The 24,377-nt window shown below is 59.1% G+C and carries 22 protein-coding genes; 1 reads left to right on the top strand and 21 read right to left on the bottom strand.

Features of this window, described 5'->3' with window-relative positions:
- Window position 1: 1 nt before the first annotated feature.
- From metK to pyrR, 12 genes are all read right to left on the bottom strand, one after another.
- The gene (gene metK, locus BKA12_RS03930; RefSeq protein ID WP_183640819.1) at window positions 2-1,207 is read right to left on the bottom strand and encodes a methionine adenosyltransferase; all 1,206 of its coding nucleotides are present in this window, start codon (window positions 1,205-1,207) and stop codon (window positions 2-4) included.
- Window positions 1,208-1,302: 95 nt separating this feature from the next.
- The gene (locus BKA12_RS03925) at window positions 1,303-2,625 is read right to left on the bottom strand and encodes a bifunctional phosphopantothenoylcysteine decarboxylase/phosphopantothenate synthase (protein WP_338087419.1); all 1,323 of its coding nucleotides are present in this window, start codon (window positions 2,623-2,625) and stop codon (window positions 1,303-1,305) included.
- Window positions 2,626-2,642: 17 nt separating this feature from the next.
- Window positions 2,643-2,927 (bottom strand): DNA-directed RNA polymerase subunit omega, encoded by a 285-nt coding sequence (gene rpoZ / locus BKA12_RS03920; RefSeq protein ID WP_183640817.1) that lies wholly within the window; start codon window positions 2,925-2,927, stop codon window positions 2,643-2,645.
- A 65-nt stretch (window positions 2,928-2,992) separates the two neighbouring features.
- Window positions 2,993-3,571: a guanylate kinase gene (gmk, locus tag BKA12_RS03915; RefSeq protein ID WP_420826519.1), complete on the bottom strand. Its 579-nt coding sequence runs from the start codon at window positions 3,569-3,571 to the stop codon at window positions 2,993-2,995.
- A gap of 176 nt (window positions 3,572-3,747) precedes the next feature.
- Entirely contained in the window at window positions 3,748-4,089 is a 342-nt protein-coding gene (gene mihF, locus BKA12_RS03910) for an integration host factor, actinobacterial type (RefSeq protein WP_183640815.1), read from the bottom strand.
- A gap of 181 nt (window positions 4,090-4,270) precedes the next feature.
- On the bottom strand, window positions 4,271-5,122 hold the full coding sequence (pyrF, locus tag BKA12_RS03905) for an orotidine-5'-phosphate decarboxylase (protein ID WP_183640813.1): 852 nt from the start codon (window positions 5,120-5,122) through the stop codon (window positions 4,271-4,273).
- Window positions 5,122-8,427, bottom strand: coding sequence for a carbamoyl-phosphate synthase large subunit (carB, locus tag BKA12_RS03900; protein ID WP_183640810.1), 3,306 nt, complete (start codon window positions 8,425-8,427; stop codon window positions 5,122-5,124). The genes pyrF and carB overlap by 1 nt, the downstream gene beginning before the upstream one ends.
- Window positions 8,427-9,620, bottom strand: coding sequence for a glutamine-hydrolyzing carbamoyl-phosphate synthase small subunit (carA, locus tag BKA12_RS03895; RefSeq protein ID WP_183640808.1), 1,194 nt, complete (start codon window positions 9,618-9,620; stop codon window positions 8,427-8,429). Before carA ends, carB begins: the two co-directional genes overlap by 1 nt.
- Window positions 9,617-10,099, bottom strand: coding sequence for a PH-like domain-containing protein (locus BKA12_RS03890; protein WP_246361805.1), 483 nt, complete (start codon window positions 10,097-10,099; stop codon window positions 9,617-9,619). The genes carA and BKA12_RS03890 overlap by 4 nt, the downstream gene beginning before the upstream one ends.
- Before the next feature lie 65 nt (window positions 10,100-10,164).
- Window positions 10,165-11,502, bottom strand: a complete 1,338-nt coding sequence (locus tag BKA12_RS03885; protein WP_221228051.1) for a dihydroorotase — start codon at window positions 11,500-11,502, stop codon at window positions 10,165-10,167.
- Window positions 11,503-11,513: 11 nt separating this feature from the next.
- Window positions 11,514-12,482 (bottom strand): aspartate carbamoyltransferase catalytic subunit, encoded by a 969-nt coding sequence (locus BKA12_RS03880; protein ID WP_183640802.1) that lies wholly within the window; start codon window positions 12,480-12,482, stop codon window positions 11,514-11,516.
- Window positions 12,482-13,096 carry a bifunctional pyr operon transcriptional regulator/uracil phosphoribosyltransferase PyrR gene (gene pyrR, locus BKA12_RS03875; protein ID WP_183640800.1) on the bottom strand — a complete coding sequence of 205 codons (615 nt, stop codon included), beginning with the start codon at window positions 13,094-13,096 and terminating at the stop codon, window positions 12,482-12,484. The genes BKA12_RS03880 and pyrR overlap by 1 nt, the downstream gene beginning before the upstream one ends.
- A gap of 104 nt (window positions 13,097-13,200) precedes the next feature.
- Here pyrR and BKA12_RS03870 point away from each other — a divergent pair, with 104 nt between their 5' ends.
- Window positions 13,201-14,361 (top strand): PrsW family intramembrane metalloprotease, encoded by a 1,161-nt coding sequence (locus tag BKA12_RS03870; protein ID WP_183640798.1) that lies wholly within the window; start codon window positions 13,201-13,203, stop codon window positions 14,359-14,361.
- A gap of 91 nt (window positions 14,362-14,452) precedes the next feature.
- On the opposite strand, the gene nusB is transcribed toward BKA12_RS03870, so the two are convergent.
- From nusB to alaS, 9 genes are all read right to left on the bottom strand, one after another.
- Window positions 14,453-14,863, bottom strand: coding sequence for a transcription antitermination factor NusB (nusB, locus tag BKA12_RS03865; protein ID WP_183640796.1), 411 nt, complete (start codon window positions 14,861-14,863; stop codon window positions 14,453-14,455).
- On the bottom strand, window positions 14,860-15,423 hold the full coding sequence (efp, locus tag BKA12_RS03860) for an elongation factor P (RefSeq protein ID WP_183640794.1): 564 nt from the start codon (window positions 15,421-15,423) through the stop codon (window positions 14,860-14,862). Before efp ends, nusB begins: the two co-directional genes overlap by 4 nt.
- 172 nt (window positions 15,424-15,595) lie before the next feature.
- Window positions 15,596-16,687 carry a 3-dehydroquinate synthase gene (aroB, locus tag BKA12_RS03855; protein WP_183640792.1) on the bottom strand — a complete coding sequence of 364 codons (1,092 nt, stop codon included), beginning with the start codon at window positions 16,685-16,687 and terminating at the stop codon, window positions 15,596-15,598.
- Between the two features lie 18 nt (window positions 16,688-16,705).
- Entirely contained in the window at window positions 16,706-17,287 is a 582-nt protein-coding gene (locus BKA12_RS03850) for a shikimate kinase (protein ID WP_183640791.1), read from the bottom strand.
- Complete coding sequence (aroC, locus tag BKA12_RS03845) at window positions 17,284-18,507, bottom strand: chorismate synthase (protein WP_183640789.1); 1,224 nt, start codon at window positions 18,505-18,507, stop codon at window positions 17,284-17,286. Before aroC ends, BKA12_RS03850 begins: the two co-directional genes overlap by 4 nt.
- A 26-nt stretch (window positions 18,508-18,533) precedes the next feature.
- Window positions 18,534-19,409: a shikimate dehydrogenase gene (locus BKA12_RS03840; protein ID WP_183640787.1), complete on the bottom strand. Its 876-nt coding sequence runs from the start codon at window positions 19,407-19,409 to the stop codon at window positions 18,534-18,536.
- Window positions 19,409-20,848, bottom strand: coding sequence for an endolytic transglycosylase MltG (gene mltG, locus BKA12_RS12590; RefSeq protein ID WP_183640785.1), 1,440 nt, complete (start codon window positions 20,846-20,848; stop codon window positions 19,409-19,411). Before mltG ends, BKA12_RS03840 begins: the two co-directional genes overlap by 1 nt.
- A 2-nt stretch (window positions 20,849-20,850) precedes the next feature.
- A complete protein-coding gene (ruvX, locus tag BKA12_RS03830) occupies window positions 20,851-21,474 on the bottom strand; it encodes a Holliday junction resolvase RuvX (protein WP_276510707.1) in 624 nt (207 codons plus the stop codon).
- A 57-nt stretch (window positions 21,475-21,531) separates the two neighbouring features.
- Complete coding sequence (gene alaS, locus BKA12_RS03825; RefSeq protein WP_183640780.1) at window positions 21,532-24,210, bottom strand: alanine--tRNA ligase; 2,679 nt, start codon at window positions 24,208-24,210, stop codon at window positions 21,532-21,534.
- Window positions 24,211-24,377 lie beyond the last annotated feature (167 nt).

Genomic DNA, 24,377 nt, shown 5'->3' with positions numbered 1-24,377 from the left:
ACTATGCGTTGAAGAAGGATCGCAAATCGTCGGCGCGATCCGTGTTTTCCCACGTGAAGTCAGGCTCTTCGCGGCCGAAGTGACCGTGAGCTGCCGTGCGCTGGTAAATAGGACGCTTGAGGTCAAGGTCGCGGATGATCGCCAACGGGCGCAAGTCGAAGACACTGCGGATTGCTTCTGGCAACCGCAACGGGTCAATCTGCTCTGTGCCAAACGTCTCGACGTACAGTCCCACAGGAGCGGCTTGGCCAATGGCGTAGGCAACCTGAACCTCGGCGCGACGAGCAAGGCCTGCGCTCACGATGTTCTTTGCTACCCAGCGCATGGCGTACGCAGCAGAGCGGTCCACCTTCGAAGGATCCTTACCGGAGAACGCACCGCCGCCATGGCGAGCGAATCCGCCGTAGGTGTCAACGATGATCTTGCGGCCGGTCAAACCAGCGTCACCCACGGGACCGCCAATGATGAAGCGGCCGGCCGGGTTAAGAATGATCTTGGTGTCACTGATGTCCAGTCCGGACTGGGAGATCACGGGATCAACGACTTCAGCCTTGAGGTCTGCCTTGAGACGATCCAGCTCGTAAGAGGTGGCGTGCTGAGCGGACACCACGACGGCATCGATGCTGACAGGCTTGTCGCCGTCGTATCCGATGGTGACCTGAGTCTTTCCATCGGGGCGCAGTTCAGGAAGGATGCCCTGCTTGCGGACATGCGTGAGTCGCTCAGAAAGGCGGTGTGCCAAGAAGATCGGCATCGGCATGAGCGTCGGCGTCTCATCGCTCGCGAAACCGAACATGAGGCCCTGGTCGCCAGCGCCCTGTGCATCCATAGGATCCACGGAGCCGCTTTCGCGGACTTCCAAAGAGTGGGTCACGCCGTCGGAAATTTCTGCGGACTGCTGGCCGATAGAGATCGAAACGCCGCATCGCTCGCCATCGAATCCGTTGGCGGAAGAATCGTAGCCAATGCCGAGGATGGTCTCGCGGACGATTTGCGGGATTTCTACGTAAGCGCTCGTGGTGACTTCACCAGCAACATGGACCAACCCAGTGGTGGTCAACGTTTCAACGGCCACGCGGGCCTCGGGGTCTTGTGCCAAGAGGGCATCAAGAATGCCGTCACTAATCTGATCGCAGATCTTGTCCGGGTGACCTTCAGTCACCGATTCGGACGTGAACAATCGCAGGTTTTGCTTTTGGGAAATCACGAACCAATCCTAATAGCTCAGATAGCAACCTCTGTTTGAGGTCACCAACAATGTGGATAGATCGCGGCTGTGGAAGAAGTGGGCGTGACAGTCGCTTACTTGTCCAGCGAGTCTACCCGTGCCGCGATCGTTTCGATGAGAACTTGAGCCACGCTAGTTTTGGTTCCCGAGAACTCGACGGGTTGTGTGCCGTCAGCCGAGAGAATGGTCACCGAGTTAGTGTCTTGACCGAAGACCAGCGACGAACCAACTTGATTCACCACCAGCATTTCGCAGCCCTTGCGTGCCAATTTCGCGGCACCATGCTCCACAACGGAGGTTTCAGCGTCGCCAGTTTCCGCGGCAAAACCCACAATTAACGGGGGAAGCGTTGAGAAATCATTCGCGTTTCGCTCGGCGACGACCTCTGCCAGAATGTCCGGGTTACGCACCAAGTGAATGACGGGATCAGCCACGTCATCCTTCTTCTTGATCTTCGTATCTGCGTACTCACTGGGCCTAAAGTCCGCGACGGCCGCATTCATGATGAGAATATCTGCGCCACGAGCCGCTTCGAAGACAGCATCTCGAAGCTCCAGCGCCGTGGAGGCAGTGGTGAGAATCACGCCATCTGGGGTAGGAATATCCATGTGCGCCGCAACAAAACGTACGTCCGCGCCAGCATCCCGTGCAGCTTGCGCGATTGCTACACCTTGACGACCAGACGAACGGTTGCCGAGGAATCGCACTGGATCCAGCGGCTCACGCGTACCGCCTGCGGAAATCGTGACGATTCTGCCCTCTAGCGGACGTGCCGCATCGGGAGAAGATTCAGCGCCATCGATCCCTGAGGACGACGACGCAGCCCCGGACTGATTGTGCGTCGCCGTTGCGCGCTGGTTCAGCGACGCTGCCAAGATGGCGGACGTCTTCTCAAACAGTTCAGCTGGCTCGGGTAAACGCCCTGGGCCAGAGTCCTTACCGGTGAGGCGACCGTCGGCAGGATCAAGAACCGTCACTCCTCGTGAACGTAACGTGGCGACATTCGCTTGGGTGGCCGGGTGCAACCACATTTCAGTGTGCATCGCGGGTGCAAAGACCACCGGGCAATGCGCGGTCAACAACGTAGCCGTCAGAAGATCGTTGGACTGGCCGGTCGCTGCTCGCGCGAGAATGTCAGCGGTTGCCGGAGCAACCACCACAAGGTCAGCTTCTTGTCCCAAGCGCACGTGACGCACGGAATCGATCTCCTGAAAAACGGATTCAGTGACTTGGCGGCCAGAAAGGGCCTCCCACGTGGCACGACCCACGAACTCCAAAGAGTTCGGGGTAGGAATGACGTCGACTTCGTGGCCGGCTTCGCGGTACAAGCGAAGCAATGAAGCAACCTTGTAAGCGGCAATACCGCCGCTTACACCTAGGACAATGCGAGCCGCCACGATACGTCTACAGACTCTTAGGCTTCGTTGGACTCTTCACCCTCGGCAACAGGTGCCTTGGGCTTGACGTCAAGCATGCCTTCGTTGAGTTCGCGAAGTGCAATGGAGAGTGGCTTCTCGTTGAGCTTGGTGTCTACGAGCGGTCCAACATACTCGAAGAGTCCCTCGTGCAATTGCGAGTAGTACGCGTTGATCTGACGTGCGCGCTTCGCAGAGTTGATCACCAAGGCGTACTTGGAATCAGTGCGAGTCAAGAGATCGTCGATCGGCGGGTTGATGATGCCTTCAAGTTCGTTGGGCACTACGTCTCCATACCTTCTTTAGTGTGTTTCGTGCTGCTGCAGTCCGCGGCGAACCACGCTGCTAGCTACTTTGAGTGTTCTTCGTGATCGCTCTTCGGAGTCAATCCCATGAGGGTGACCAGTTCATCAGCGGCGCGTTTAACGTCGTCATTAATGATGGTGACATCGAACTCCGGCTCAGCAGCGAGTTCTATTCTAGCTGTTTCTAGCCGTCGCTGCTGTTCTTCGGCCGTTTCCGTGCCGCGTCCCACAAGCCTGCGGACCAATTCGTCCCAACTTGGAGGGGCGAGGAAGACAAATTTGGCTTCCGGCATGGTCTCTTTGACTTGCCGTGCGCCTTGGAGATCGATCTCCAGGAGAACGGCCTTGCCTTGAGTGGCTGCGTCCTCAACGGATTTGCGAATAGTGCCATAGGAGTTGCGGCCGTGAACCACGGCCCACTCGAGCATCTCACCGTTCTCGGCCATGCGATGAAAGTCATCGTGTCCCACGAAGAAGTAGTGGACGCCGTCCACTTCTCCTGGTCGTGCTGGACGAGTGGTGGCTGAAACGGACAGCCACACTTCCGGGTAGTTCTCCCGGATATAGGTAGAAATAGTGCCCTTGCCCACGGCCGTGGGTCCGGCAAGAACAGTCACTGGCACGCGCCGAGATACAGAAGTGTCCGTGGGCAACGTCTCACCCTGTTGTGAAGAATCCTGAGGCAAAGAATCGGGGTGTGACGTTGTGGAATCCTGCTGGCTCACTTCTACTCCTCGGCGCGCACCAATAGACCTACCGCGCTCTTACTGACGCGAACTTATAGATCGTCAACAGTACGCTAGCGGGCGCGGGAATTCGACTTCGAATCGGTGCTGAAATACTCGGTGAGCGCATTCTTTTGCTTGCGACCCAATCCACGCATGCGCCGGGACTCTGAAATTCCCAACTTGTGCATGATGGTTGAAGCGCGAACGGTACCGACGCCAGGGAGTGCTTCGAGTAGTTCGCCGACACGGAGCCGTCCAACTGCCTCATCCGATGGCACCAATTCCAGAATCTGGGAAATTGTGAGGTTTCCGGTAGCAAATTCATTCTTGATGCTTGCCCGCCGAGTACGCGCTTCCAATGCTTTAGCACGAGCTTTGGCGCGGTCCTCGTCTGAGAGGTCCTTAAGTACCATTGGCAGCTCCTCAAATGTAATCCGTGGTGACGGTACGGTGATGCAATAACGCAAAGTACTGCGTACGTCAAAGCATGAATTGAACCTAGCGAATTCATCGTCCCTAATCAACCCATTTTCCGAACAATTTTAGGAATTTCAGGTCTAATTTATTGAACTCGCCAGTACACCACTGATTTCACTAGCCTTGGAGGCTCGAAATTGTCTCCAAAGTAGCTGCTCGCAAGCCCTCTACCGAGGGGCCCGCTTTGAGAATTCCGCGGCTGCTGCTGGCCAGAACCTGGCTCCAAGCATGACCAAAGTCTTCACGCATGTCCGTTGCGGTGGCACCTTGCGCTCCGAGCCCTGGAGCAAGAAGCGGAGCAAATGAGCCAGGCAAGTCGATTCCAAGATCCCGAGCTACTGCAGCCACTGTGGCGCCCACCACGAGGCCCACGGATCCCAGACCTGCTGTCACCCTCGAGTTTTCCTGGGCCACGGCCTCGATGATGCGCCGAGCAACTGAGTCCTGTCCCCCAACATGCTGTACCGAGGCACCTTCAGGGTTTGAGGTCAGCGCCAACACAAAGATGCCGCGGCCAGTTTCGGCTGCAAGATCAAGTGCGGGACGCAAAGACTCAAAGCCCAAGTACGGGCTGACCGTCAACGAGTCGGCGGCCAGCGGAGAGCCATCAGCCAGCCATGCTTCGGCGTATGCCTGCATGGTGGAACCGATGTCTCCACGCTTCGCGTCGGCAATGGTCAAGACTCCAAGTTCACGGGCCTCGGCAAGAATTTCTTCCAGCACGCCGAGACCGCGCGAACCATGCCGCTCAAACAAGGCCACTTGAGGCTTGATCGCCGCAGCGATATCAGCCGTGGCCTCCAAAACGGAATGTGAAAATGTCCGCAAGGCGGCGGCGTCGTCCGCTAATCCCCACTGTGCCAACAGGGCTGGATGCGGATCGATGCCCACACACAGTGGGCCGCGATCCTGCATTGCCTGCGTCAGCCGGGCACCGAACGAACGCCGCTCGCTAGCAGAGTTACTCATTAGGCTTGCTTTCCTGCCAGCATTGCCTCGGTGGAGGCGGCCAGACGGGCTGCGTGTTCCTGAAGGCTCCGCACGTCCCATTCGGTCTTGCGCATGGACTCGATCGCCTGGACGGCTGCCGAGAACTCGGCGACCGTGGTGATGATCGGGGTGCCCACGCTCGTGGCTGCCGCACGGATCTCGTAGCCGTCGATCCGGGAATCGCCACCGGATGGCGTATTGAGGATCATGTCGATCTCACCGCTCGTGACGAGGTCAACGATGGTCTGCTCGCCCGTCTCCTGGTGGACCTTGGCAACAACCGTGGCCTTGACGCCATTGCGGCGCAGAACCTCGGCGGTGCCGCCGGTGGAGACAACTTCGAAGCCCAAATCCACTAGGCGCTTGACTGGCATGACCATGGCGCGCTTGTCGCGGTTAGCGACGGAGACGAAGACCTTGCCGGAGGTTGGCAATGGGTTGTTCGCTGCGGCCTGGCTCTTCGCGAAGGCGATGTCGAAGCTCTCGTCAATGCCCATGACTTCGCCCGTGGAGCGCATTTCTGGGCCCAGCAAGGAGTCAACGGCGCGGCCATCGATCGTGCGGAAACGAGCGAACGGCAACACGGCTTCCTTGACAGCAACCGGAGCATCGGCAGGCAAGGTGGAGCCGTCGCCGACTACTGGGAGCATGCTGCCGCGCATTTCGGCGATCTTTGCACCCACGCCGATGAGAGCCGCTGCCTTCGCGAGCTGAACGCCCGTTGCCTTCGAAACGAACGGCACCGTGCGGGACGCGCGAGGGTTGGCCTCGATGACGTAGAGAACGTCAGAAGCGAGAGCGAACTGAATGTTGATCAGACCGCGGACGCCAACGCCTTCGGCGATGACGCGAGTTGCCTGCACCACGCGGGCGATCGTGTCTGGGCCCAAGGTGATCGGCGGAAGTGCACACGCCGAGTCGCCGGAGTGAATGCCGGCTTCTTCGATGTGCTCCATGACGCCGCCGACGAAGAGGTCGGTGCCGTCGAAGAGCGCGTCAACGTCAATCTCGATGGCGTCTTCCAAGAAACGGTCCACGAGAACTGGGTGATCTGGGGTGATCTCCGTGGCGTTCTCGATGTAGCGGGAAAGGTTGGCCTCGTCGTAGACGATTTCCATGCCGCGGCCGCCAAGTACGTAGGACGGGCGTACGAGGACTGGGTAGCCAATCTCGTCAGCGATCTTCTTGGCGTCCTCGAAGGACACTGCCGTGCCGTTACGAGGCGATACCAAGTTGCCGCGCTCGAGAACGCGAGAGAACGCGCCACGGTGTTCTGCGAGGTCGATTGCTTCTGGGCTGGTACCAAGGATGGTCACGCCAGCGTCTGCAAGGTCCTGTGCAAGCTTGAGCGGAGTTTGACCGCCGAGCTGTACGAAGACGCCGAGGACGCCGCCGGTTGCTTCTTCAGCTGCGATGACTTCGAGGACATCCTCGAGGGTCAGCGGCTCGAAGTAGAGACGCGTGGAGACGTCGTAGTCCGTGGAGACAGTTTCAGGGTTGCAGTTGACCATCACGGTTTCGTAGCCGGCTTCGCGCAAAGCGAGCGTGGCGTGAACACATGAATAATCGAACTCGATGCCCTGACCAATACGGTTTGGACCGGAGCCCAAGATGATGACCGACTTGCCCTCGTGCTGACCAACCTCGGTCTCTTCGTCATAGCTCGAGTAGTGGTACGGCGTGTAGGCCTCGAACTCAGCAGCACACGTGTCCACCGTCTTGAAGACCGGGCGGATACCGAGAGCGTGGCGCACTCCGCGCACCACGTCCTCTGCGGTGTGGGTGAGAGCACCGATCTGTGCATCCGAGAAGCCGTGACGCTTGGCAAGACGCAGGACCTCTGGGGTGAGGTTCTGTGCGGCGCGAACTTCAGCAGCGACTTCGTTGATGAGCACCAACTGATCCAAGAACCATGGATCAATGCCGCTGACTTCGTAGAGCTCCTCGAGGGAAGCTCCGCCCAAGAGCGCGCGCTGAACGTTTCGCAAGCGTCCTGTGGTGCCGATGCGCGTGCTGGCAACGAGCTCTGGAATCTCTTCCGCAGCTGGGGCATCAAACGTGAGTTCGGAACCCTTCTGTTCGAGCGAGCGCAGTGCCTTCTGAAGAGCCTCGGTGAAGTTGCGGCCCAAGGCCATGGCTTCGCCAACGGACTTCATGGTGGTGGTCAGCGTTGGGTCAGCTGCCGGGAACTTCTCGAACGCGAAGCGTGGAACCTTGACCACTACGTAGTCGAGGGTTGGCTCGAAGGACGCGGGGGTCTTCTTGGTGATGTCGTTCGGGATCTCGTCCAGGGTGTAGCCCAAGGAGAGCTTCGTGGCGATCTTGGCGATGGCGAAGCCCGTGGCCTTGGAAGCCAGCGCGGACGAACGGGACACGCGCGGGTTCATTTCAATGACCACAACGCGGCCGGTGGACGGCTCAATCGCGAACTGAATGTTGCAGCCGCCGGTATCAACGCCCACTTCGCGGATCACGGCGATCGCGATGTCACGAAGGTTCTGGTACTCGCGGTCCGTCAGCGTCATGGCAGGAGCCACGGTGATGGAGTCGCCCGTGTGAACACCTACCGGATCGAAGTTCTCGATAGAACAGACAACCACTACGTTGTCGTTCTTATCGCGCATCATCTCGAGCTCGTACTCTTTCCAGCCCAAGATGGATTCTTCGAGAAGAACCTCGGAGGTTGGGCTGTACTGGATGCCGGCGCCGGCAATGCGGTGCAAGTCCTCTTCGTTGTACGCCATGCCTGAACCGAGACCGCCCATGGTGAAGGACGGACGAACCACCAGCGGGTAGCCGAGGTCTGCAGCGGCTACGAGAGCCTCTTCCATCGAGTGCACAATGTGGCTGCGCGCGCTTTCGGCGCCGCAACGCTCTACAACACCCTTGAACTTCTCGCGGTCTTCGCCGAGCTCAATGGCAGCGATGTTGGCGCCAATGAGTTCCACGCCGTACTTTTCCAACGCGCCGGACTTGTCCAGAGCGATCGCCGTGTTCAGCGCGGTCTGGCCGCCCAGAGTTGGAAGAATCGCGTCAGGGCGTTCCTTGGCGATGATCTTCTCCACCACTTCTGGCGTGATGGGCTCAACGTAGGTAGCGTCCGCGAGCTCTGGGTCCGTCATGATGGTGGCGGGGTTGGAGTTCACGAGGATGACACGGATGCCTTCCTCCTTCAGAACGCGGAGTGCCTGGGTGCCGGAGTAATCGAACTCTGCGGCCTGGCCAATCACAATCGGTCCGGATCCAATGACCAAAACCGACTTCAAATCATTGCGCTTGGGCATTAGTTCTTGTCCTCCTGCTGGCCAGAAACATTCGTGGCGGTGTGATGCGCGCGCATCGTGTCTACAAATCGATCAAAAAGGTAGGCGGCGTCGTGCGGTCCGGCTGCGGCCTCTGGGTGGTACTGCACCGAGAACGCTGGGATGTCGAGGCACTTGAGGCCTTCCACCACGTTGTCGTTCAACGAGGTGTGGCTGACCTGTACGCGTCCAAATTCGGCGAGTGGTGCCGTGGTGGGCTCCCCTACCGGCGCGTCGACGGCGAAGCCGTGGTTCTGCGCAGTGATTTCCACCTTGCCCGTGGTGTGATCCATGACGGGCTGGTTGATGCCGCGGTGTCCAAACTTGAGCTTGTACGTTCCGTAGCCGAGTGCACGGCCCAAAATCTGGTTGCCGAAGCAAATACCGAAGAACGGCAGATCCTTGCGCAAGACGTCGCGAAGAAGCTCGACTTGAGCGTCGGCAGTTCCCGGGTCACCAGGCCCGTTGGACATGAAGACGCCGTCTGGGTTGATGGCTTCGATATCGGCGAGGGTGGAGTTCGCAGGAAGTACGTGGACTTCGACGCCGCGCTCGGCGAAACGCTGCGGCGTCATTCCCTTGATGCCCAGATCGAGGGCGGCAATCTTGAAGATCGGCTCGCCTTCCCATCCGTGGTCAGAAGGTACGACGACGTAGCTTACGTCAGCGCTGACCTCTTCCGCGAGGCGGGCACCGGCCATCGCTGGCTGGTTACGCACCTCTTCAAGGAGATCGGCTTCCGCACGCTGAGCGGCTTCGCCGGAAAAGATTCCGGCTTTCATCGCGCCACGGTCACGCAAGTGACGGGTCAAAGCGCGCGTATCGACGCCCTGGATTCCTACGATGCCCTGAGCCTGAAGCATGTCATTGAGGGAACCCTCTGAGCGGAAGTTGGAAGGACGACGCGCTGCATCGCGCACCACGTAGCCTGCCACCCAGATCTTGCGGGACTCGTTGTCGACCTGGTTCACACCCGTGTTACCGATGTGTGGCGCGGTCTGCACCACGATCTGACGAGCGTACGAAGGGTCCGTGAGCGTCTCCTGGTAGCCGGTCATGCCGGTGTTAAAGACTGCTTCTCCCAACGTGGTGCCGGTAGCGCCGTAGGACTGTCCACGAAAAGTGCGGCCGTCCTCCAACACCAAAACTGCTGGTTGCAAGGTTGCGGTACTCATGCCGACTTCCTCTCGTTCTGTGTGGTGCGCGGCAAGATGGATTCAATTGCCGCGAAAAGTTCTGCTTGTTGCTCGTGATACCGAGCGCGGAATCCAGTGTCCACGTTGGTCTCTGCGGAGTCTGCGGCACCTTCGTGCGCGCCAATGTTCCACTCGATCACGATCAGGCCGTCTTTTTCAACAAATTTTCCAGCCATGCCGGAATCAAGACGAACGTCTCGCAGCGACTCCCGCGGAATGAACAGGGCGTCGCTTCCGGATCGGTCGAAGATCACACCGCTTTCATGAACGGACAAGACGGCAGTCGTCCGAATTCCCAAGCCGTGTACTGCGATCCGATCCAAGTAATCGTGAGCAGTCGTCGTCGTAATGTAGGTGCCTTCACCCGTTGCGATAGCGGCACCAAGATCAGCCGGAGCTGCCGGTGGCGCTGTAACGTCAGCCTGGCGCTTGAGGCGATTTCGCCAGCCAAGTGCCATGAGCCCGATCAACACCACGATAATTCCGAGGGTTATGAAGATCGCGGGACCGTAATTTGGTTCCGTCACGCGGACGTCCCTTCGCGAGTAGCCGCAGGATGCGGATCATTGAGCGCGCCATCAAGCACCGTCGGGTGACCGTGGAAGAACACGTGGCGGACGGCGCCCTGAACTTCCATGTCCCTGAACGGTGAGTTGCGGCCCTTGGTTGCCATAGCTTCTGGATCGACCGTCCAGGATGCTTGCGGATCAACCAACGTGATGTTGGCTGGCTCGCCAGCTGCGAGCGGACGGCCCTGATCGGCCACGCGGCCGATGTTTGCCGGGGTTTCGGACATGATGCGGGCAACCGTATCCCAGCCAATGAGGCCAGTCTTCACGAGCGTCTCGTTGACGATCGCGAAGGCCGTCTCGAGACCAGTCATGCCCATGGCTGCCTGCGCCCATTCGCAGTCCTTGGATTCGCTGGGGTGCGGTGCGTGGTCCGTGCCGATGATGTCGATGGTTCCGTCGGCGACAGCAGCGCGAAGTGCCTGAACATCCTTGTCCGCACGAAGCGGTGGGTTCACCTTGTAGACAGGATCGAAAGTGCGGACGAGTTCGTCCGTGAGGAGCAAGTGATGCGGGGTGACTTCCGCGGTCACGTTGACGCCGCGGGACTTGGCCCAGCGAATGATCTCGACGCTACCGGCGGTGGAGACGTGGCAGACGTGCAAGCGAGATCCCACGTGCTCAGCGAGCAGGACGTCACGGGCGATGATTGCTTCTTCCGCGACTGCAGGCCATCCGGCGAGGCCGAGGTCGGCGCTCACGGTGCCTTCGTTCATCTGGGCACCCTCGGTCAAGCGTGGCTCTTGAGCGTGCTGCGCGACGACGCCGTCGAAAGCCTTCACGTACTCGAGCGCGCGGCGCATGAGCACGGGGTCGAAGACGCAGATGCCGTCGTCGGAGAACACTCGAACTTGAGCACGGGAATCAGCCATGGCGCCCATTTCGCTCAAGCGCTCGCCCTTGAGGCCAACGGTCACAGCACCAACCGGGCGGACATCCACCCAGCCGCTGCGCTTGCCAAGGCTCCAGACCTGTTCGACGACGCCGGCGGTATCAGCCACCGGGAGGGAGTTGGCCATCGCGTGCACGGCGGTAAAGCCACCCAGCGCCGCAGCGCGAGTTCCGGTTTCCACCGTCTCTGCGTCTTCGCGGCCTGGTTCGCGCAAGTGGGTGTGCAGGTCAACGAAGCCTGGGAGGGCGACGAGTCCAGCAGCGTCGACGACTTGCGCGTTCTTAGCGTCTTTGTGGTTTGTTGCTTCGCTGCCAACAGCAAGGATCTGTCCGTCAGCGATGAGAATGTCTTGGGTTTCGCCGTCCAGAATGGAGGCGCCCTGTACGAGGTACGTGGTCAATTGATTCACCTTTACGATTCGTCGAGCTCGCCGCTGAGCAAGAGGTAGAGAACGGCCATACGCACGGACACACCGTTCGTGACCTGCTGAAGGACTTGAGACTGCTTGGCATCCGCCGCGGCAGAGGAGATTTCCAAGCCACGGTTCATAGGACCCGGGTGCAAAATGATGGACTCTTGCTGGGTGGCATTCATGAACTGCGTGAAGCGGTCATCGCTGAGTCCCCAACGGCGTGAGTATTCACGTTCGTTCGGGAAGAACGCTGCGTTCATGCGTTCGGCCTGAACACGCAGCATCATGACTGCGTCCGGCTCTTCGGCAAGAGCTTCGTCGAGATCGAACTTGATCTCGCATGGCCACTGTGCGTTCACCGGAACCAAGGTTGGCGGAGCAACCAGGGTCACCTTGGCGCCGAGGGTGGTCAGCAACCAGACATTGGAGCGAGCCACGCGCGAGTGAAGGATGTCGCCGACAATCGTGACGCGCATGCCTTCAAGGGCGCTTCCGGTGGACGCGTTCCCGGACTTCTGTGACCAGTGGCGGCGCAACGTGAAGGCGTCCAGGAGTGCCTGGGTTGGGTGCTCATGGGTTCCGTCGCCTGCGTTGACCACGGCACCGGAGATCCAGTCCGTGACAGCCAAGCGAGCTGGTGCACCAGATGCCGAGTGACGAATTACCACGGCGTCAGCGCCCATAGCTTCGAGAGTCTGTGCAGTGTCCTTGAGGCTTTCGCCCTTGGAGACCGAGGAACCCTTGGCGGCGAAGTTGATGACGTCTGCGCTGAGGCGCTTTGCCGCAGCTTCGAAAGAGATGCGGGTACGGGTGGAGTCTTCGAAGAAGAGGTTCACCACGGTGCGGCCGCGCAGGGCGGGAAGCTTCTTGACTTCCCGCTGAGAGACGGCGGCCATTTCCTCGGCGACGTCCAGAATGTTGATGGCCTGATCGCGCGACAGATCCTTGGTGGATAACAGGTGCTTCATTAGTGCTGCTCCCCTGCGCTCACGATGACCACTTCGTTGACGGGCTCGCCATTGATCTCATCGGTCTCTTCCAAATGAACTTCCACGCGCTCGGACTGGGCCGTGGGAAGGTTTTTGCCGACGTGATCCGCGCGGATAGGAAGCTCGCGGTGGCCGCGGTCAACTAGGACAGCTAGGCGAACTACGTGGGGACGGCCCAAGTCCACCATGGCGTCCAGGGCGGCGCGGATGGTGCGACCGGAGAACAGGACGTCGTCCACGAGAACTACTGTCTTACCGTCAATTCCCTGAGCAGGAAGCTTTGTGGGTGCCGGGGTGCGGGATTTGCTGCGGCGAAGATCATCGCGATACATCGTGACATCGAGCTGTCCCACGAGGGACTCTGCATCGATTCCGGTTTCAGCAGCGATGTTGCGCGCGATGCGCTGTGCCAACGGGAAGCCGCGGCGTGGGATTCCTAGAATGACGAGGTCATCGACGCCCTTATTGGCCTCGATAATCTCGTAGGAGATTCTTTTCAAAACGCGCTCAATATCTGAGCCGTTGAGTACTACTCGTTCACTGCGCGGCGAGGGTGCACTCGAATCCGTGGACTCGGTGTTGTATTCCTTCATGCCGACTCCTTCCCCGCCTCACAGGACGGACTTTAAAGGTTGTCTGACGACCTCTAAACTACCACGTGGCAAGAGCTCGGTAGCAGGACACTACGCTAGGTATCATGAGCTTTCCCTCACAATCGCCTTACTCATCTCTGCAAGAATCTCCGCGACCCGCCGGATCCGGTGTCGCTGTCACCATCGCTCTCATTGCGCTCTTCATGTTCTTGGGTGTTGTGGCTTTCTTCTTGTGGTCGAGCTACGGGACCACCGGGCTAACGCTCACGACTTTGCTGGCACTGATTCCTCTCGTGATTTGCCTCGTGGGTCTGCGCTGGGTGGACCGGTGGGATCCGGAACCACGCGTCTTTGTGACGATCGCCTTGCTGTGGGGCGCTGGCGTCTCGGTGATTATGGCGCTGGTTTTCGGCGGCGTTTTTCAAGCGGCGTTCGGCGGCCTTTCCCCTTTTGAAGATCCAGAACTCTTCGGCGCCATTGTTCAAGCGCCCATCATCGAAGAAATTTCGAAGGGCCTGGGCGTCCTGTTGATCTTCATGCTCGGCAAGAGCCACTTCGACGGCACCGTGGATGGCGTTGTCTACGGAGGTCTGGTGGGCGCTGGGTTCGCTTTCACCGAGAACATTCTCTATTTCATGAGCTCTTTCGAAGACCATGACGCGAGCCTCATGCAGATCTTTATTCTTCGCGGTCTCTTCTCGCCGTTCGCACACGTGCTCTTCACCGCGTGGACGGGCTTCATGCTGGGTCTGGCTGTGCAACGCGGAAAGCGCGCTCACTGGCTCTGGTACTTCCTCGCCGGCTTGATCCCTGCAATGATCGCCCACTTCTTCTGGAACGGCGGGCTGAGCCTGTTCTTCTCTGACTTCCTCTCCTTCTATTTCCTTTTCCAGGTGCCGCTTTTCATCTTGACGATCGTGGGTGTCTGGTACATGCGCCGCGTGGAGCGCAAGCTTCTGGCCACGCGCCTCGCTGACTACGCACAGGCCGGTTGGCTCTCTGGTGAGGAAGTGGAGATGTTTACGACGCCGCAGGGTCGCCGCCGTGCGCGGCTGTGGGCAGTTGCCGCTGGCGCAGGCGGGATTATGAAGGACTTCACGAGTACCGCCACTCGCTTGGGTGCCACGCGGCACCGCATCGTGCGAGGTCACGCGCTACCGCAAGACGCCTCCGAGGAACAGCGCATGCTCAGCCTCTTGGTCCGTCAACGGCAGCAGCTCTTTGCGCAAGTACAAGCGCACCGCAGCTTTGGAACTAAACGCTAGGCGGCGGCGTCGTACTTAAAAAAAGAAACCGGTGGGTGAAACGAACGAATCGCTTCACCCTCCGGTTTTTACAAACTAGGCAAGCCTAAACCTAGGCCAAAAGCGTTGGCTTGAGCTCCAGCAAACGGCCCAACAAGCCGGAGACGAACTCCGGTGAGTCATCCGTGGACAACTCGCGAGCGATGTCGCCAGCTTCCTTTACGGCAACCTTGTCAGGAACGTCATCGTTGTAGAAGAGCTCCCATGTGGCAACGCGCAAGATGGCGCGGTCCACGGCCGGCATGCGATCCAGCGACCAGCCCTTGGAATAAGTTTCCAAGTACTCGTCGATCTGATCCAACATCGAATCAACGCCGCGCAAGATGCTCTCCGTGTAAGGAGCAATCTGCTGGTCCGTTACCCGGCGGCGCAATTCCATGGCGTCGACCACTGGAACATTGCGAGCCTCGGCCTCGAACAATACCTCGACAGCGCGGACTCGCGCTTTGGTGCGGGCATTCACTCCGTGACTCGACCGAGGTAGTCGCCCGTACGGGTGTCAACCTTGACCTTGGTGCCCTGCTCAACGAACAGTGGAACCTGGATCTCGTAACCCGTCTCCAAGGTAGCTGGCTTGGTGCCAGCGGAAGAGCGGTCGCCCTGAAGGCCTGGCTCAGAGTAGGTGATTTCGAGAACAACCGATGGTGGAAGTTCGATGTACAGCGGAGCGCCATCATGCATAGCGATAACTGCCTGCTGGTTCTCGAGCATGAAGTTTGCTGCGTCGCCCACTACGGAAGCAGGAACCGTGATCTGATCGTAGTCAGAGGTATCCATGAAGACGTAGTCAGCGCCGTCCTGGTACAGGTAGGTGTAGTCACGGCGGTCGACCGTCGCGGTCTCAATCTTTGCACCAGCGTTGTAGGTCTTGTCCACAACCTTGCCGGAAACGACATTGCGCATCTTCGTGCGGACGAATGCGCCACCCTTACCCGGCTTCACGTGCTGGAATTCCGTGATGGTCCACAACTGGCCATCAATCTTCAGCACAGTACCGTTCTTAATGTCGTTACTCGTTGCCACGAGGCACCTTTCCGTTGAACGTCAGGCTCTGCCCCGCCGCGATCTCACAGTCACGAAATCGACTCACAGTATGGAAGTTGCGGGCAAGCGCTGACCTTTTGTGTCAAAAAACCAAACGCAATTCTACAGGATGCCGGAAATCCTCGCGGACACCACATGAAAAGCGCTAAAACTAGGAGGCGATCTCCTGGTATGTCGCGAACAAGATGGCGGTGTCAGGCACTTCTTGCATGGCTGGCTTGGCTAGACCATCGAGCACCACGAAGCGCAACAAGTCGCCGCGGGACTTCTTGTCGCGGCGCATGGCGTCCAGAAGAGCTGCCCAACGGTCATTGCGGTACGTGGTCGGCAAGCCCATCATGTCCAGAATGTTCTTGTGGCGGGCTGCGAGGTCATCGTCGATGCGGCCCATGGTGCGTGCCAACTCTGCGGCGAAAACGAGTCCAATGGAAACCGCAGCACCGTGGCGCCACTGGTAACGCTCCGTGAGCTCAATTGCGTGGCCCATCGTGTGGCCGTAGTTCAAGAATTCGCGGCGGCCGCTTTCCTTGAGGTCCGTGGAGACGATGTCTGCCTTGACCTGAATGGTGCGTTCCACGATTTCGCGCAGCCGGTCAGACTCTGCGTTCGTTGCTTCTGCCAAGTCCTCTTCGATCAGCTCGAGGATGCGTGGGTCTGCGATGAAACCGCTCTTCACGGACTCGGCCATGCCGGTAACGAGTTCGTTGGCTGGCAACGTCTTGAGAGCGTCCAAGTCCGCGAGCACAGCAGCCGGCGGGTGGAAAGCGCCCACGAGGTTCTTACCCTCAGCCGTGTTGATGCCGGTCTTGCCGCCAACGGCTGCGTCCACCATGCCCAAAAGGCTCGTTGGAATGTGAATGACCTTGACACCGCGAAGCCACGTCGCTGCTACGAAGCCACCCAAGTCGGTGACAGCGCCGCCGCCAACCGTGACAATCGCGTCCGAACGTGTGAAGTCGTTCTGGCCCAGAACCTGCCAGCAGAAGCCGGCAACCTGAAGGTGCTTGCCTTCTTCGGCATCAGGAATTTCTGCCGTGAAGGACTGGAAGCCTTGAGCCGCAAGATCCTCGCGGACGGCCTCACCGGTGGTGCGCAAGGCACGTGGATGAATGATGAGAACACGGCGCACGCGTTCACCGAGGTACGGAGCCAAGCGCCCCAACAATCCCCTGCCTACCAAGACGTCGTAGTTCTCGTTGGGCAGGTTGCCCGTGACCTTGATAGTGCTTACCGCGTCAGTCATCAAAAAATCCTCGTTAGTTCAGTTCGTTTGTTCGTCATTGCCAGCAGGCGCCGCGTTGTCCAGGTCAGCATCGGTGTTCAGATCCGTGCCGGGCAAAAGATCCAAGCGCTCGGCAATGTCTCGGGCCAGTACGCGCGGCGGCTTACGGCGCGCATCCACCACTAGCTCCGCGAGCTCCTGATAGATCTGCTCGCGTTCCGCAAAGATGGAAACCCACCGGACCACCGGATCATCTCCGGCCAGCAACGGACGGGCGCCCTGTCCTCGCAAGCGTGGGGTAACAGCTGCCTCGTCAATCTCCAGGTACACCGGGGTGCCGCTGTGCGAAATGAGCGCGCGGTTTTCCGGGCTTAGAATCGAGCCGCCTCCCGTAGCAATAACGGAGTACGACGCCGCCACTTCCTTGAGCGTCTCCGTTTCGAGACGTCGGAACTCGGCTTCCCCGCTGCGCGCGAAAATTTCCGCGATGGTGCCATGTCGTTGCACCACGATCTTATCGGTGTCGATGAACTCGCAGCCGAGTAGCTTGGCAAGAGCCTTGCCAACAGACGTCTTGCCGCTCGCCATGGGTCCGATCAAAAAGATGGGCCCGCGATTCACGATTCTTCGTTGTCCTCAGAAGCGATGCCGAACGACGAAAGGTTCCCTGGGATGGCTGCCCGGTAAGAGTCGATGTTGCGCTTGACCTCAGCCAAGCTGTCTCCGCCGAACTTCTCGAGCACCGCCTGGGCAAGAACCAAAGCCACCATCGCTTCTGCTACGACACCCGCAGCGGGCACCGCACAGACGTCCGACCGCTGGTGGTGAGCCGTGGTGGCTTCACCAGAGGCCACGTCAATGGTCTTCAACGCGCGGGGAACGGTTGCAATTGGCTTCATCGCAGCACGCACGCGGAGGGTTTCTCCGATGCTCATGCCGCCTTCAATACCTCCGGCCCGGCCCGAGGTACGAACGATGGTGCCGTCTTCGTTGCGCTGCAATTCGTCGTGAGCGGCAGAGCCACGGCGAGATGCCGTGAGGAAGCCGTCGCCAACTTCAACGCCCTTGATGGCCTGAATGCCCATGAGAGCTGCTGCGAGACGCGCGTCAAGGCGGCGATCCCAATGTACGTAGGAGCCGACTCCTGGAGGCATGCCGTAGGCAAGTACCTCGACTACACCGCCGAGGGTTTCGCCTTCCTTGTGAGCGGCGTCCACTTCAGCAACCATTGCGGCCGAGGTGGTGGCATCGAAGCAGCGCAGTGGATCAGCGTCCAACGCCTCAACATCCGAAGGAAGCGGGAGCGCGGCGTCAACAGGTGCAGCAACGGTACCCACCGCCGTCGTATGGGAAACCAACTCAACGCTCACTTCACGCAAGAAGTTTGCGGCGGCAGTGCCAAGGGCAACGCGTTCAGCGGTTTCACGAGCCGAGGCGCGCTCCAACACTGGGCGTGCGTCATCAAAACCGTACTTTTGCATGCCGGTGAAATCGGCGTGGCCAGGGCGAGGACGCGTCAAAGGCGCATTGCGTGCCATGTTGGCGAGCTCAGCGGGATCCACTGGATCAGCGGACATGACTTTTTCCCACTTGGGCCACTCGGTGTTGCCCACCTGAATGGCGATGGGGCCGCCCTGAGTGAGGCCATGGCGGACACCGCCGAGGAACGTGACTTCGTCCTGCTCAAACTTCATGCGGGCGCCACGGCCATAGCCGAGACGGCGGCGAGCGAGCGCCTTTTTGACGTCATCCGTGATTAAGGGGACGCCGGCTGGCATCCCCTCAATGATTCCTACTAGTGCGGGACCGTGTGATTCACCCGCAGTTAACCAACGAAGCATGCGTCATATCTTGCCACGTTCAACGGTCAGTTGACGGGACGCGGCAAGCCTACTGCGTCACACATCACATTTGTGACGTGTGCCCAATCGGCTTCCGTCACGCCTGAGAAAAGCTTTACCTGCCCGATTCCTTGGTACAAAAGCATGGTCAGCCCGTTTGCGGCTACTCCCCCGTTACTCATCCATGCATCAGCGAGGGCGCTGGGCCACGGGTCATACGTCACATCCATGAGCGGCGTGCCAGGCGTCAGGTTCTCGAGACCTAAATCCGCTACAAAGCCATCCGCCGCGTGTGGCGGCAGAGTGCTGATGGCGGCGTCATAGTGGGAGACGCTCTGCGCGAACTCAGGGACCAAGATTGCGGACGCCGTCATGCCAAAGTGCTCCGAGAGCTCAATAGCGCTGGCTGCACGCTCGACGCTGCGCACCACGAAGTCAACGTGGGAGACCCCAGCTTCGGCCATAGCCATGATTGCCGCATAAGCTGTGTTGCCAGCTCCGAAAATGACGACGCGCTCGAGCTTGTGAGCGCCCATCGCAGCGATGGACATCATGAGGCCATCAACATCGGTGTTCTCACAGGACAGCGTGACAGTTCCGTCTTCACTGCGGTGAACCACCACAGTGTTGAGGACACCAAGTTCAGCCACGCGTGGTGACAGCGAGTCCATGAATGGAATGAGCGCTTGCTTCATGGGCATGGTGCAAGACAAACCCACCCAGCCCGGTTCATTGCGCAGCATCTCATTGAGCTTCGCAGCATCGCCTTCGGTCGCTTCAATGCGCGAATAGTCGAGCTCCACGCCCAAAGCGCGGTAGGCGGCGTTATGAAGAAGCGGAGATTTGGAGTGAGCGATGGGCGACCCAATCACGGCCGCCCGTCGCAATTCCTGTCCCGCCACTACTTGCACTTATCTGGGTTCGCGGCGCAGTAGTCGCGGAACTGCTGCTGGTAACCCTGGTGCTCGGCATACGTCTTCGCGAACTTCGTTTCACCGGTCTCGATGTTCACCGTGACCCAGTAGTAGAACTCGTTCGACTGTGGCTTGGCAGCGGCGTCAATAGCCGAGTTGCCCGGGCTACCGATTGGCGTTGGAGGCAAGCCCTTGTGAACGTAGGTGTTGTACTCGTTACTGGCGTCCTTCTTCTGCTCTTCCGTGAACTGCAAGCTACGAGTACCAAGACCGTAGGTCACCGTAGAGTCGAGCTGCAGCAAACCGTAGGTCTCCTGGTTATTTGGATTCAAACGGTTCTCGATGGCGCCAGCAACAATCGGGTAATCCTTGGCCGTGGCTTCACCCTGGAGGATGGAAGCGATCGTCAGAACGCGGTACTGCTGCGCTGGATCCGTGATGCCAATTCGCTTGAGCTCGTCAGTGGTCGCCGTGATCATCTGCTGGAGCATGTCCTTGATCGGCGTATCCACTGGGAAGCGGTACTCACCTGGGTGCAAGTACCCTTCAAGGGTCTTGACGGTTGCAGGCAGACCAAACTCGGTGCCCTTTGTATCGAAAGCACTGATGTCTTCAACTGGGACACCGGTAGCTTCAGAAATCTTCTGGAAAACTTCGTTCTTACGCGAGTTTTCATTGAGAGCTATGTAGCTCAACTTCGGACCAACCGCGGTCAGGACGCCGACGACGTCAGAAGCCTTCATTTGCTTCTTGAGATCGTAAGTACCCGGGTGGATTTCGCTGGAACCAGAAGTGTTTTCTTCGAGTGCGTTCAGGAACGCTTTGTCAGAAGCAACAATGTCCTCTTGCTGTAGCTGACGGCTGATCTGGATAGGACCCCAACCCTCTTTAACTTCGAAGGTCATGTCACCGGTACCAGGGCCGGCATAGTCAGCGGGTTGCGTGCCAGCCACAAGGCTCTGGATTAGGAAGATCACGCCAACCAGCGCCACGGCAAAGATGCCGAAGGTGATGCTCATGATCTTATTGCGGCGCTTGCGGCGCTGCTGGCGAATGTTCGTGGTGGGAGCGGTTCCCGTGGGTACTGGAACTACCGTTGGAGGCAGTTTGTCGAAAAGGACGTGACCCTCGTTGTGATCAACGTCTTCGCGCTCAGGGTACTGGCGCTCGTCGGCTTCAATATAAGGCTCGATGGCAGGATGCTTTTCTGAATCAGCTGATGAGACCACCTGATGAAGTTCCGTGCGCGCTTCGTCGTCGTGCGGGAGTTCTTCAGCAGCATCGTCGGGCAACGGTGCTACCACTGCGTCGCTGAGCTCCTCGGGAGCGCCAGAGCGTGCAGCATCGCGTTCACGGTGAAGACGTTCAGCTTCGCGACGCTCTCGTCGGCTCACAAACTGACTTTCGTCAGCATTCGGATCGCTCACAGTTAAGTGTCCTTCGCTTCAGGCGCATCATGCCTCACACCCGCAATCTCGGGAGAAGGAACTCTCTCGCCGGGAATGCGGTGCTGCGACTTTTCCATATCCAAGGCTTGCTGAAGGATATTGACTGCCGCGGCTTGATCAATAATTGCACGATGCTTACGGGTTTCGATGCCGCTTTCGCGAAGTGTCTTGTGTGCGGACACTGTCGAGAGGCGTTCATCTATCAAGAAAATGGGAATGACGACGACGCTGGCTTGCGCCTCATCGTGATCTTGTGCCGGGAGATTATCATCTTCGGCGCTCTGCCCCATACTCAACACACTTGAAGGGGAATTCAAGTATTCGTTAAGAATTCTGGCATATTCACGTGCCATCTCGGTGGAAGCCGTGTCGTTGCCCTTGAGAGAGCGCGGCAGGCCGACATAAACGCGATTGACGTTTCGAGCCCGAATTTCGCGCGCGAGAACGTGTACGTCCTGATTTTTGGAAGCGTTACGCTTCAACGTTTTCCACGGGTTGGCCAAGAGACCATCGGGGTCGCTGAAGGCGACGCCTACTCTGGCGAGGCCAACGTCAACGCCAGCGCGTGGAGCGCGAGCGTCGGTCGAGAGGACCTCACTGGACAGTGATTCGTCCCCTCGACCGTTCGCGGAAAATGATGTCATCGTTGCTGTCTCGAGGACTTAGCGATCACGCACGGCGTTGTAGATAGCTTGCAAAGCATCTTCAACCTTGGTGGCATCCTGTCCGCCACCCTGAGCCATGTCATCCTTGCCGCCGCCACCGCCGCCAAGAACGCCGGATGCGGTACGGACCAAGGCGCCAGCCTTGAGACCAGCATCGCGGCCAGCCTGGTTGGTGACCACGAGAACCACAGGGCGGTCCTTCGAGACGCCGGTGAGGGCAACAGCAGCTGGTTCAGAACCGAGGCGATCCCTCAAGTTCATGGCAAGCGTGCGGAGGTCATCTGCGGAAGAGATCTCGCCCGCATGGTGGGTCACGATCTTGACGCCATTGGCATCCTTCGCGGAAGCCACGAGTTCGCCAGCCTGAGCCACCAACTGGGCAGCGCGTAAACGCTCAAGTTCCTTCTCAGCGGCACGCAGCTTCTGAACGGTCTGACCGATGCGGTCCGTCAGTTCGGAAGCTGGAGCACGGAACATCTCGGAGAGTTCGCTCACGAGAGCACGTTCTGCGGCGCCGTGGCGGAATGCTTCCATGCCCACGAGTGCTTCCACACGACGGTTTCCGGAGCCCACAGACTGCTCACCCAAGAGGGTCAGCGAGCCGATCTGGGAAGTGGCACCCACGTGGGTACCACCGCAGAGTTCGCGGCTCCACTCGCCATTGATCTCGACGACGCGCACGGTCTGGCCGTACTTTTCACCGAAGAGGCTCATAGCGCCCATGGCCTTTGCTTCATCAAGGCTCATGACCTTGGTGGTCACCGGGAAGTTGTTACGGATGGCGAGGTTGGCGACCTCTTCAATTTCGCTCTTCGCAGCCGCAGAGATCTGGTCCTGCCACGTGAAGTCGAAGCGCAAGTATCCGGACTTGTTGAAGGAGCCGGACTGCAAAGCATCGGGGCCGAGGATCTCGTGGAGAGCGGCGTGAATGATGTGCGTTGCGGAGTGAGCCTGCTCGCCAGCCATGCGGCGAATGCGGTCAACCTCGGACAGCACCGAAGCGTCTGCAGGAAGTTCACCTTCGCGGACTACAGCCTTGTGAACGCTCAGGCCCTTGATAGGTGCCTGTACGTCAAGAACTTCCACCACAAATCCGTCGCCCTTGATGAGTCCCACGTCAGCTGCCTGGCCACCGGCCTCGGCGTAGAACGGCGTGGCGTTCAAGACCAAGTCGATCTCATCACCCTGCGTTGCGAAGTCAACGAGCTCGCCATTGCGAACGATGCCGCGAACATTAGATTCGGTAGCCAACTCGGTGTAGCCGGTGAAGACGGTGTCGCCGGTGGCGTGAAGGTTGTTGAAGACCGTGAGGTCGGCGTGGCCGGCCTTCTTGGACTTGGCGTCTTTCTGTGCACGCTCGCGCTGTTCCTTCATGAGCGAGCGGAAGCCTTCTTCATCCACGGACAAGCCAGCTTCAGAAGCGATTTCCAACGTCAGGTCAATCGGGAAGCCGTAGGTGTCGTGAAGCGTGAACGCATCCTCGCCGGAAAGCTTGGTGCCAGCGGACTTGGAAGCGCCAATAGCTTCTTCAAGACGCGTGGTGCCGGAAGCGATGGTGCGCAAGAAGGCACGTTCTTCGGCGTAGGCAATGCGGGAAATGCGCTCGAAGTCCGTCTCCACCTGTGGGTAGACGCCCTTCATGGCATCGCGGGATGCTGGCAAGAGAACCGGCATCACCATGTCCTGCACACCCATGAGCCGCATGGCGCGGATGGCACGGCGCATCAAGCGGCGCAGCACGTAACCACGGCCTTCGTTGGATGGAACAACACCGTCGCTGATGAGCATGAGCGAGGAACGAACGTGGTCAGCCACCACACGCATGCGAACGTCGTCGGCGTGGTTCGGATCGGCTGGATCCTCGGTGGAGGTGTAGGTCTTGCCGGACAGCTCAGCAGCCTTATCGAGCACGGGACGAACCTGGTCCGTCTCATACATGTTCTCGACACCCTGAAGAATCATGGCGAGACGCTCAAGGCCCAAACCAGTGTCGATGTTCTTCTTCGGCAGCTCGCCCAGGATCTCGAAGTTATCCTTACCGGTGCCTTCGCCGCGCTGGTACTGCATGAATACGAGGTTCCAGATTTCAATGAAGCGCGTGTCGTCAACGGCAGGGCCGCCGTCTTGACCGTACTCAGGGCCACGATCGTAGTAAATCTCGGAGCAAGGACCTGCAGGGCCTGGCTGGCCGGTGGACCAGTAGTTGTCCTCCATGCCCATGCGCTGAATGCGCTCAACAGGGAGTCCGGCGATTTCCTGCCAGAGTGCGGCTGCTTCGTCGTCGTCGAGGTAAACAGTCACCCACAAGCGGTCCTTTTCCAGACCGTAACCGCCTTCGCTGACCGGCGTGGTCAGCAAGGTCCAGGCAAAAGTAATGGCTTCGCGCTTGAAGTAATCACCGAAGGAGAAGTTGCCGGCCATCTGGAAGAAGGTGCCGTGACGAACGGTCTTACCCACTTCGTCGATATCGCCGGTACGAATACACTTCTGCACCGAAACTGCGCGTGGGTACGGAGGCTCTTCACGTGCGGTCAAGTAAGGGATGAACGGAACCATGCCCGCCACCGTGAACAACAACGAAGGGTCCGTAGACACCAACGAGGCACTTGGCACGTGACGGTGTCCGTTAGCGACAAAGAAGTCGATCCAACGCTGTGCAATTTCTTGCGATTTCATGTGTAGTCGTGATCCTTCGGGGGTCGGGACCCAATCGTTAAACAAAACCAGCTCAGCGCGCGCGGGCACACTTGTAGCTATCCCACCTTACCGCCTCCGGGTTCAGCAGGTTTTTAGTAAAAATAATAATGGAGCCCGCGGCACGTGCCACGAACTCCATTATCAGG

The sequence above is a fragment of the Neomicrococcus lactis genome (genome assembly GCF_014200305.1).
Taxonomy (GTDB): Bacteria; Actinomycetota; Actinomycetes; order Actinomycetales; family Micrococcaceae; genus Neomicrococcus; species Neomicrococcus lactis.
The sequence above is the reverse complement of the archived record's forward strand: the minus strand, read 5'-3'. Positions and strand labels throughout refer to the sequence as shown.

Bases quoted from the DNA above. Each gene is read 5' to 3' on its own strand.
- alaS (WP_183640780.1), bottom strand. From the start codon at position 24,210: ATGAAATCGCAAGAAATTGCACAGCGTTGGATCGACTTCTTTGTCGCT.
- carB (WP_183640810.1), bottom strand. From the start codon at position 8,427: ATGCCCAAGCGCAATGATTTGAAGTCGGTTTTGGTCATTGGATCCGGA.
- pyrR (WP_183640800.1), bottom strand. From the start codon at position 13,096: ATGAAGGAATACAACACCGAGTCCACGGATTCGAGTGCACCCTCGCCG.
- mihF (WP_183640815.1), bottom strand. From the start codon at position 4,089: ATGGTACTTAAGGACCTCTCAGACGAGGACCGCGCCAAAGCTCGTGCT.
- pyrF (WP_183640813.1), bottom strand. From the start codon at position 5,122: ATGAGTAACTCTGCTAGCGAGCGGCGTTCGTTCGGTGCCCGGCTGACG.
- BKA12_RS03880 (WP_183640802.1), bottom strand. From the start codon at position 12,482: ATGAAGCACCTGTTATCCACCAAGGATCTGTCGCGCGATCAGGCCATC.
- carA (WP_183640808.1), bottom strand. From the start codon at position 9,620: ATGAGTACCGCAACCTTGCAACCAGCAGTTTTGGTGTTGGAGGACGGC.
- BKA12_RS03890 (WP_246361805.1), bottom strand. From the start codon at position 10,099: ATGGCACTTGGCTGGCGAAATCGCCTCAAGCGCCAGGCTGACGTTACA.
- aroC (WP_183640789.1), bottom strand. From the start codon at position 18,507: ATGCTTCGTTGGTTAACTGCGGGTGAATCACACGGTCCCGCACTAGTA.
- aroB (WP_183640792.1), bottom strand. From the start codon at position 16,687: ATGACTGACGCGGTAAGCACTATCAAGGTCACGGGCAACCTGCCCAAC.
- BKA12_RS03870 (WP_183640798.1), top strand. From the start codon at position 13,201: ATGAGCTTTCCCTCACAATCGCCTTACTCATCTCTGCAAGAATCTCCG.